Origin of the sequence: Mycobacterium sp. (assembly GCF_035623875.1) — a bacterium.
GTDB lineage: Bacteria > Actinomycetota > Actinomycetes > Mycobacteriales > Mycobacteriaceae > Mycobacterium.
On sequence record NZ_DASPSP010000142.1, the window covers coordinates 1 to 9347 of the forward strand.

Below are 9347 nucleotides of genomic sequence, written 5' to 3' on the forward strand. Positions count from 1 at the left end.
ACTTTGACCGCTCAATGTCGCGTTGGGATCGCCCTTCCAGAACAGACCGTCGTTGAGTGGGACATACTGTTCGTCGCTTTCGCACATCTCGACCGTCGGGGCGCGCTTGCCCGGCTTTGTCTCGCAGGGTGTGTTGCGGACACCTCGGACGTTCATGTCGGAGTTCTGCGGAATGCGGCAGTACAACTCTCCATCAGTGCGGTCGGGATAGTCCTGCCGGACAGGAATCCGCTGTTGTTGTACTGGGAGAAATCCGGTGTTGCATGGCGGCGGCAGGTTGAGGTTCAAGTTGAAGTCGAGATAAATGCCTTTGTAGTCCTGCTTGGCGACCCTGTCCGGCACGATGATCGACGACATCACCGCGGTCCCCTGCGGGAAGAGCACCAGCAACTCCTCGAGGTCGTTGCGGTAGGTCAGCGCGATGTTGCCCAGGCTGACCAAATTGGCCAGCAGCACCGGCAGCGTGGGCGCCAGCCGGTCGAACAGCGCGGTGCCTTCATCGAGCGCGGGGCCAGCGGTGTTGAGCAGGTCCGCGAACGAATTGTCCTGCGCCTTAAGTTGACTGGTGATCGAGTTCACCCGCCGGGCCCAGGTTGCGATCGAATCCGACGTCCGGACCTGAGAGCTGGCCACCGGCGGGAACTCGTCGATCAGTCGCGAGAACGTGTCGCTGGTCTTGCCGGCGTCGATCGCCAACGAGGTGCCACCGTCGACAAGCCGGGACAGTTCCGGGCCCAGACCCGCGACGGCCTTGGAGGCCTCGTCGACGACGGTGTGCAAGTTGTCCTGCGGAATCGCCTGTAGGGCCTTGTTGGTGGTATCGAGCAGAGATCCGATGTCGACGGGGATCTGTGTCTTGCCGACTGCGATGACGTCGCCGTCGCGCAACGTCGGACCGGTGTCGTTGGCGGTGCCGGATTGCGTTGTCAGCTCCAGGAACTGCTCACCGATGGCCGAGCGGCTGTGAACTGCGGCGGTCACGTTCGAGGGAATCGCGATGTCGGATTTCAGCGAAAGAACCGCGCGGACTCCGTTCTGGGTGACGTCGACCGATTTGACGCTGCCGACCTCACTGCCGCGATAGTTCACCACCGACGTCGGGTACAACCCGCCGGACGCGGGCAGGTCGACGTTCACCGTGTATCTGCCAACCCCCAGCAGCGCCGGCACTTTGACGAAGCCGAACGCCATGACGGCGACGGAGAGGACGGTGACCGACGCAAGGATCGCCAACTGTGTCCACACCCGGCGGGACAGGCGCAACGAGCTGGTACGCGACATGCTAGTAACCCCCCCAGTGGTAGGGCGCGATCAACGGGTTCGCCGCGGTATATGGGCTGGGCATCTGGCCGATGGTGCGACCCCACTGCAGTTCGAGTTCGGTGAGGTTTCCCTCCCACTTCGACCCGGTGAAGAAACCGCTGTCCAGGCGGCTCAAGGTCAGGTCGACCACGAGCGAGATGTTGGCAAAGTCCCCCCGAAACCAGTTGGGCACAGTGCTTTTCACCCACGGCAGGGTGGAGAGGAAGTCCAGACCCCTGGTCAGCGCGGGCCCGGCGTTGGCCAACTCCCGCAGCGCCGGTGCGAGGTTGCGGAAGTTGTCGGTCAGCGATTTCTTGGTCTGATTAATCGTCGAGGCGGCGACGGCGCTGAACTGGCCCACCGAATTGATGGCGTTCACCAACGTCTTTCGGGTATCCGACAGGACGCCCAGCGCTTGCGGGATCGTGGTGAGCGCCCTATCGACCGTCGGATCTTTCTCCGCCACCTGGCCGACCAACGAGTTCAGACTGTCGATGGCGGTGATGATGTCGTCGGTCTGGGCTTTGGTCTCCGTGATGAAAATGTCGAGTTGGCTCAACAGGCTGCGCATCTCTTGTTCGCGGCCGGTCAACGCTGTGGCGAAAGTCCGGGTGATCTCTTGAAGATCCCCCAGCCCACCGCCGTTGAGCAGAATCGCCACCGACGCGAGGGTCTGCTCGGTGGTCGGGTAGGTCGCGGCTCTAGACAGCGGGATCACCGAGCCGTTCTTGAGCTCACCTCTCGGTGCCTCGTCGGTCGGGGGCGCCAACTCGATGTGCATGGAACCCAACAGGCTGGTCTGGCCGACCTTGGCGGTACTGTTCGCCGGCAGATGAATACTACCGTTGATCCGCATGGTCACCAGCGCATGCCAGTCCTGCACCTCGATCTTGGTGACGTTGCCGACGTTGACATCGGCGACACGTACCCGGGTGTTTGGCTGGATGACGACGACGTCAGGTAGCTGCGCCTGAATGGTGTATGCGCCCTTGCCAACGCCCTGTGTCCCCGGCAGCCGCAGGGTGTTGAGGCCCTTCCAGCCACAACCCGTCATCAGGCACAGGCACGAAAGGACAAGGCCCGCAATCACTGTACGTCTCATGGCGTGCCTTTCGGCGGCACGGGTGCGGCCGCAGGCACCATCAGGCCTGGCAGGCCGGCGTTGGGGTCGGTCGACCGGACCGCGGCCGGCGCCGGCGGTAGCGCACCCCCCGGCAAAGCTTGGGGCGACGTCGGCGGTGGGCCCGCCGCGTCAGCCGGCGGGGCGCCCGGAGCTCCCGGCGGCGGGATGTGCGGATTGAGCTTGTCTTCGCTGTACGTGATCTCGTTGGGCCGTGCGGACGCCCCCACAAACGGGTTGAAACCGAGCGGCGGGAAGTTGTACTGACGGTTCTTCATGATCGGGGACAAATACTGCTCGCACAGTCGCGCCGACTGCTTGGCGCCGACACGGCCAGCGGATTCGATTGCACCGCAGAGGAACTGGACGGTGTCGGCGAAGTTCACCGGGGCCAGGATGCCGGTCACCGCGCTCTGCGCAGGTTGATAGATGTTGAGGAAGTTCTGAAACGTGTCGGGCGCAACGTGCAGGGTTTGCTTGATGTCGCGGCGGCTTTCGTTCAATGCCGTGGTGATGGCGTTGAGGTGATCGAACGTCGTACCGATGGCCTCTCGGTTTTCGGCGACGAAGGGACGCAGATCGTTGACCGCACCGTCCAATCCCTGGATCGCCTGGCCCCACTCGTTCGGGGTATTCGTCATCACGGTCGTGATGTTGGCCAGGTTCTTGTTGAACGAGGCCAGCAGCTCGCTGCTCGACGTCAGCGCAGAGACGAACGTCTCCAGGTTGCGCACCGTGCTGAAAATGTCGGTGCTGTGGTCACCGAGCGCTGAAACCGCTTGGGAGAGCTTGATTACCGTGTCCCGCGCGGTGTCACCTTCGCCACGCAGGTTCGCGGCGGTGGTGTTGACGAATTGGCCCAACGCGCTTGTCCCGCCCGGCGTGGTGGGTTGCAGGGACTCGGTCAGCTTCTCCAACTGCTTGCGCAGGTCGTCCCACTCGACGGGGACCGCGGTCCGCTCCTCCGGAATGGTCGCGCCGTCAGCCAGTTTCGGGCCACTGGAATAGACCGGGACGAGCTGGATCGCCCGCGAGGTCACCAGCGACGGCGACAGGATCGCCGCACGCACATCGGCGGGCACCGCATACTGCGAGTCGACGGTGAAAGTGACCTTGGCCGCGTTGGGCTGCGGGTCGATCTTCTCGATGGTTCCCACCGCGACGCCGAGGATGCGGACTTCGTCGCCGGTGTAGATGCCGTTGGTGTTCGGGAAGTAGGCGACGTAGGTGTTGCGGGTCACCTGTTTCCACCACGGCGTGACCATCATGCTGATCCCGACGAGCAGGAGCAGGACCAGGCTGATCGCCGTGCCAATCTGCGTGGCGCGCCGATGGTTCAGAAGCCAAGCGACGGCTTTGTCCAGCCGAGTGCGCACGTTCGCGAACGCCATCAGCGACCCCCGTTCGCGGGTACTTCGTTGGGTGCCGGCAGGTACACCGGCGTCTGCGTGGGCGGCGGCTTGAGATCCGCCGGCGGTCCGGGCGGCGGGCCGCCCGGCGGCGGCGCCGGTGGCGGCGGCCGGTACGGATAGCAATTGGGGCCAGGGAGCGGAACTCCGGGCGGACCGCACTGTTGCTGATCGGGGTTGCCGGTGATCGCATCCGGGATCGACCGTCGCGGCTCGCCGCCTTGCCCGGTGCGCGGGTACGGCAACGGCAGCAGTGGCAGACCTGGCTGGCCATTGCCCGGGTCGGTGAGTTGCGACGGCAGCAGCACGTTGGGGTCGAGCCCTAGATCTGAGAAGGCCGCATCGGTGAACGGCTGCACGAATTGTCCCGGTACCAGGTTGACCAGTGAAGCCTTGAAGAACGGCCCGGACCCCAGTACCTCACCGAACGTCACCGCATACTTCGGAATGAGATACAACGTGCGCTGCAGCTCCTTCTTGCGGTCGTCCAAGATCGACAACACACCGTTGAGCTTGTCCAGCGCGGGCTTGAGCTGCGTTCGGTTATCGCCGACGACGGCAGATATCTGCCGGGTCGCGGCGCCGATGTTGGTCATCAGCGCGTCGACGGAATTACGTTGCGTCAGAAGCTCGGCCAGCAACGCATTGGCATTGATGACGAGGTTAGCGATCTGATCGCTGCGCTTGGCCAACACCGAGGTCACCTTGTTCGCATTGCCCAGTAGGCTGCGCAGCTTCGCATCGCGGTTGTCCAGCGTGCTGGAGAACTGCGCCACCCCCTCCAGTGCGGCTTTCAAATCAGGCGGCGTGTTCTTGAAGGTGTCCGCCAGTGTGGTGAGCGCCGACGACAGCTTTGTGGTGTCCAAAGCGCTGATAGTGCTGGTCAAGTCGCCCAGCGCATCCGGCAGGTCATAAGGCGCGCGAGTGCGCTCGATCGGGATGGGGCCTTGGAGCTTGCCGTCCCCGCGCGGAGTGATCTCGAGCATCTTTGTGCCGAGCACGGTTTCGGTCTTGATCGACGCTTCGGTGCGGTTGCCGAGTGCGACGTCGTCGTCGACGGTGAAGTTGACCAGCACCTTCGTCCCGTCCAATTTGACGCTGGACACCCGACCGACCGACAGCCCGGACACTCGCACGTCGCTGTCCGGCTTGATTCCACCAGCCTCGGTGAAATACGCGGAATAGCCAGACTTGCCGGTGAGGAAGGGGAGCTTCTCGTAGGAGAAGACCGCAACCACCAAGGCGACCACGATGCCGATGCCGACCAAGCCGACCGTGACCCGGTTGCGCTCGGCAAGCGGCTTGATGTTGCGCGGCTTGAACTTTTCTTTCAGGGCGCTAAAACGGCCTTTGATCGCGGTCATTTTTTCGGTAAGCACCGCCCGGTAACCTGGCTCACCAGCTTGACGAACGTGGGCTGTCCGTTTCTGCCGTTGAGCTTGATGATCACGTCACAGATGTAGAAGCCGAAGTAGTCGCCGTACAGGCCGTTGCGCGAGAGCACCTGGTAAACGTCAGGAAGGGTTCTGACGAGGTCGTCGACGTAGTTGTGATCGGACTCGATTTGCCCTGACACCCGGTCGGTTTGGACGACGGTGTCTTTGATTGGCTGACGCGCCGCCGTCAACAAGTCGGCAACCGATCCCGTCGCGGCGTTGATGTAGGCGACGTCTTTGGTGATATCGGTCTTGCGCTCGGAGAGTGCCCCGACAAGCTGGGAGAGTTTGTCCAAGCCTTGCGAGAATTCTTTGTCGCGAGCGCCGAAGGTGTGCAGCACGGTGTTCAGGTTGGTGATCACTTCGCCGATGAGCTTGTCGCGGTTGGCCAGCGTGGTGGTCAGCGCAGATGTTTCGCCGAGCACCGACGAGATGGTGGCCCCCTCGCCCTGGAACACCCTGAGCAGTTGGCCGGACAGCGCATTCACTTGGTCGGGATCTAACGCCCGGAAGAGCGGTCGAAAACCACCGATGAGAGCGTCGACGTCGAGAGCCGGAGAGGTCCGGGCCAACGGAATCGTCGCTCCCGGAGGCAATCTGCGCGGCGGACCGGGCCCATCCTCGAGGGCGAGATAGCGGTCGCCGATGAGGTTTTCGTAGCGTACCGATGCTTTGGTGCCCTCGGTGAGCCTCAGCCCCTTGTCAATGGCGAAGTCGACGTGGACGGTGCCATCCTTGTTCAGTTTGAGGTGACTGACTTTGCCCACTTCGACACCGGCGATGCGGACGAAGTTTCCGCCCTTGAGGCCGGAAACATTGGAAAACTCCGCGCGGTAGGAGGTGCGGGTGTCGAACCGGAACTGGCCGAAAACCGTAACCAGAATGAACACGAAAGCAAGCGAGACAACGGTGAACGCCACCACGCGCGCGATGGCGCCGGCGTTGGGTCTCATTGCGGTTCCTTACTTTTCGTCGCGGGTCAGGGCGCCGGCGGCGGTGCGGGCGGGAGCGGTGGCGTCGCGGCGCCGGCGTAATCAGGTGCACCGGACGGCGGTTGTCCGGGGTAGGCCGGTGCCAGGCCCGGCGCCGGACCGCCAGGGTAACGGATCAGCGGCGGCTGGGGTGTTCCCTTGGTGACCGGGAAGTAGTTGTTGTAGCCGGGGAAGCCGATCCCGGGGTTAGGCCGGATGTCCAATCCGGTACCGAATCCGGTGTCGGTGACCAGGTACTTGACCGGGAAGTTCGCGCTGGCGTCAGGCAGCGAGCCACAACTGGGCCTGCCGCCCGGGCCACCCTTGGCCTGCACGACCGGCAGGTTGTCGGGATAGCGATAGGGGTCGTCGCCGAAGAGCAGTCCACCATCGATCATCAGGGATTTGCCGTTGCCCCCCATGGCAGCTCGACCGCCGTTCTCCAGGTACCACACCGCGCCCTCGAAGGTGCACTTGTAGGTCGGTGAGTATTTATTCACCAGCTCGAAGGTTGGCGCCACCAGGTTGATCGCGCTGACCAGGTTCTGCTCATTGCGGCCGATCGTGTTGATCCCCGCATTCGAGAAGCCGATTGCATCCAGCAGCACCTCGTTGAGCGCCTTCTGTTGTTTACTGATCGTCACGCTGGTTGTCGAGAATGCGTCCAGTGTCGACAGGATGTCCTGCGCCGCAACTGAATAGGCTTCGGCGGTCTTACCTAACAACTGCCAGTCCTTCCGGATGGTCTGCTGTTTCGGGTTTACGGCAACGAGCGCTCTGTTCCCTTCGGTGATCGCCTGACCTATCCGAGCGCCCTTGCCGCGAAAAGCGTCGGACAACGCCGAGAGCACGCCGTTCAGCTTTGCCGGATCGATTGCACGGACTATCGACTGCAAGTTTTCGAAGACAGTGTTGACCTCAACCGTCACGTTGCGGCTACGTAACACAGCACCTTTGGCCAGTTGTCGATGAGTGGCGCCCTCTTCAGGGACGATGAGGTCGACATACTTTGCGCCGAACGCAGTGCTGGACTTGATCTCCGCCTCGGTATTGCTTGGCAGATACCGGAATTCGTTCGGATAAATTTTCAGCTTCAGCTTCGAAAGGTTCGTGCCGGCCGAATCGACATAGGATTCAACGTGGTCTACTTCACCGATCTGGACGCCGCGCAGCTTGACTTTCGCGTCGTCCTCCATGACCAGACCGGCCCGATCGGAAATCACCGTGAGTGGAACGGTCGTCTTCAGCGTTCCCTCGAACGCCATCGCGGTCAGCGTGCTGATCGCGACGATCACCAGAACGAGTACCGGTGCCCACCAGATTGGATCAATTCCCCGGCGCCGCCGGGACTCTTGGCTCATCCCGTCACCCCGACAAGTGGAAGTTGCCGGACTGCCCATATACCGACAGCGTGATGGTTAGCAGGATGAAAACTCCGGCGGTGATCGAGGCGCGCACCGCGCGACCGACCGCCTCACCCACGCCCGCCGGTCCGCCGGTGGCGTTGTAGCCGTAGTAAGCGTGAATTGCCATCACCGCAGCCGCCATCGATAGCGCCTCGACGAACGACCAGAGCAGGTCGGTGGGATGCAGAAACGACGAGAAGTAGTGGTCGTACACACCGCGGGACTGCCCGTAGACGATCGTCGTGCCGAATCGGGTGGCCAGAAACGACATCAGCACGGCGACAGTGTAGATCGGGATGACCGCCAGAACCCCAGCCACGATGCGGGTGGATGCCAGGTAGGTGATCGGCCGGATGGCCATCGACTCCAACGCATCGATCTCTTCGTTGATGCGCATAGCCCCGAGTTGCGCGGTCGCGCCGGCACCGATGGTGGCGGCCAGCGCCACACCCGCCGTCGCCGGTGCGATGAACCGGACATTGAGAAACGCTCCCAAAAAACCTGTGAGAGCTTCGATTCCGACGTTGGACAGCGTGTTGTAGCCCTGGACGGCGATCAGTGCGCCGGTGGTCAAGGTCAAAAATCCGATAATGACCACGGTGCCGCCGATGACGGCGAGTGCGCCGGTGCCCATGCCCAGGACGGCGATCAATCGCAGTACCTCACCCGGGTAGCGCCGAACCGCGTCTACGGTAGAGACGAGCGCGGTGCCGATAAACGCCGTTTGCTCCCCCACACTGCGGACCGAGTCGACCAGCCGACCCAGGAGCTCGGCACCGGGTATGTACCTCTCATCTTCGTCGGCTTCCGCACTGCCGCCCGCCCTGGAGGCGAACTTGCCCATGGCGGCGCTTCCCCCCTCGGATTTGGCATTGCGCGCCCTTTTCCGCCGCGGCTTGCCGCGACTCTTCGCTTCGGCGGTGCTCATGGCGATACCTTCACGCCGAATGCGGTGGCCAAGATGTTGATCAAGAACAGAGCCATGAACGCAAACACCACCGTCTCGTTGACGGCGTTGCCCACCGCAATCGGGCCGCCGCCAACGGATAAGCCCTTGTAGCATGCGATCAGACCCGCCGAAAGCCCAAAGAGCAATGCTTTGACCAGGGACACTATTACCTGCGGAAGGCCGGTCAGCAATGTCATCCCAAAGATGAACGCCCCTGGCGTGACGTGTTGCACGTACACGACGAAGAAGTAGCTGCCGGTGAGGCCTACCACCGCTACCGCCGAATACAGCAGCAGCGCAACGAATGTCGCGGCAATCACCCGCGGTACCACCAGTGCCTGGATGGGGTTGACGCCGATGACCTTCATCGCGTCGATCTCCTCGCGAATCGTCCGGGCGCCGAGGTCCGCGCACATCGCGGTGGAGCCCGCGCCAGACACCACGATCGCGGTCACCACCGGTCCTACCTGGGTGACCGAAGCCAACGCAGCACCGGCACCCGACAAGTCACCGGCGCCGACCTCGATCAGGACGATGTTCAGCGTGAAGACGATGAGGACGGTGTAGGGGATCGACAGCACCAGCGTGGGCACGATCGACACCCTCGCGACGAACCAGATCTGATCGATCAGTTCGCGCAGCGCGAACGGCCGCCGGAAGGCGGCGGCGAATGTCTCGCCCGCCAAAACGACAAAGTCGCCGACGCCGGCGACGGGTTTCGACCAATCAATCCCGGATACCGTCGGCCCTGGAG

Annotated in this window: 8 protein-coding genes; all 8 read right to left on the minus strand. The window is 63.0% G+C overall.

What is annotated here, in order from left to right; genetic code table 11:
- Window positions 1–1281: MlaD family protein (locus VEI45_RS11450; RefSeq protein ID WP_324853195.1), on the minus strand; the 1281-nt coding region annotated here is incomplete at its 3' end.
- A 1-nt stretch (window position 1282) separates the two neighbouring features.
- On the minus strand, window positions 1283–2404 hold the full coding sequence (locus VEI45_RS11455) for an MCE family protein (RefSeq protein ID WP_324853197.1): 1122 nt from the start codon (window positions 2402–2404) through the stop codon (window positions 1283–1285).
- The gene (locus VEI45_RS11460) at window positions 2401–3813 is read right to left on the minus strand and encodes a virulence factor Mce family protein (protein WP_324853199.1); all 1413 of its coding nucleotides are present in this window, start codon (window positions 3811–3813) and stop codon (window positions 2401–2403) included. The genes VEI45_RS11455 and VEI45_RS11460 overlap by 4 nt, the downstream gene beginning before the upstream one ends.
- Window positions 3813–5138 carry an MCE family protein gene (locus VEI45_RS11465; protein WP_324853207.1) on the minus strand — a complete coding sequence of 442 codons (1326 nt, stop codon included), beginning with the start codon at window positions 5136–5138 and terminating at the stop codon, window positions 3813–3815. The genes VEI45_RS11460 and VEI45_RS11465 overlap by 1 nt, the downstream gene beginning before the upstream one ends.
- A gap of 53 nt (window positions 5139–5191) precedes the next feature.
- On the minus strand, window positions 5192–6220 hold the full coding sequence (locus VEI45_RS11470; RefSeq protein WP_324853201.1) for an MlaD family protein: 1029 nt from the start codon (window positions 6218–6220) through the stop codon (window positions 5192–5194).
- A 26-nt stretch (window positions 6221–6246) separates the two neighbouring features.
- The gene (locus tag VEI45_RS11475) at window positions 6247–7599 is read right to left on the minus strand and encodes an MCE family protein (protein ID WP_414687457.1); all 1353 of its coding nucleotides are present in this window, start codon (window positions 7597–7599) and stop codon (window positions 6247–6249) included.
- Window positions 7600–7603: 4 nt separating this feature from the next.
- Window positions 7604–8572 carry an ABC transporter permease gene (locus VEI45_RS11480; RefSeq protein WP_324853205.1) on the minus strand — a complete coding sequence of 323 codons (969 nt, stop codon included), beginning with the start codon at window positions 8570–8572 and terminating at the stop codon, window positions 7604–7606.
- The gene (locus tag VEI45_RS11485; protein WP_324853209.1) at window positions 8569–9324 is read right to left on the minus strand and encodes an ABC transporter permease; all 756 of its coding nucleotides are present in this window, start codon (window positions 9322–9324) and stop codon (window positions 8569–8571) included. Before VEI45_RS11485 ends, VEI45_RS11480 begins: the two co-directional genes overlap by 4 nt.
- Window positions 9325–9347: the final 23 nt, after the last annotated feature.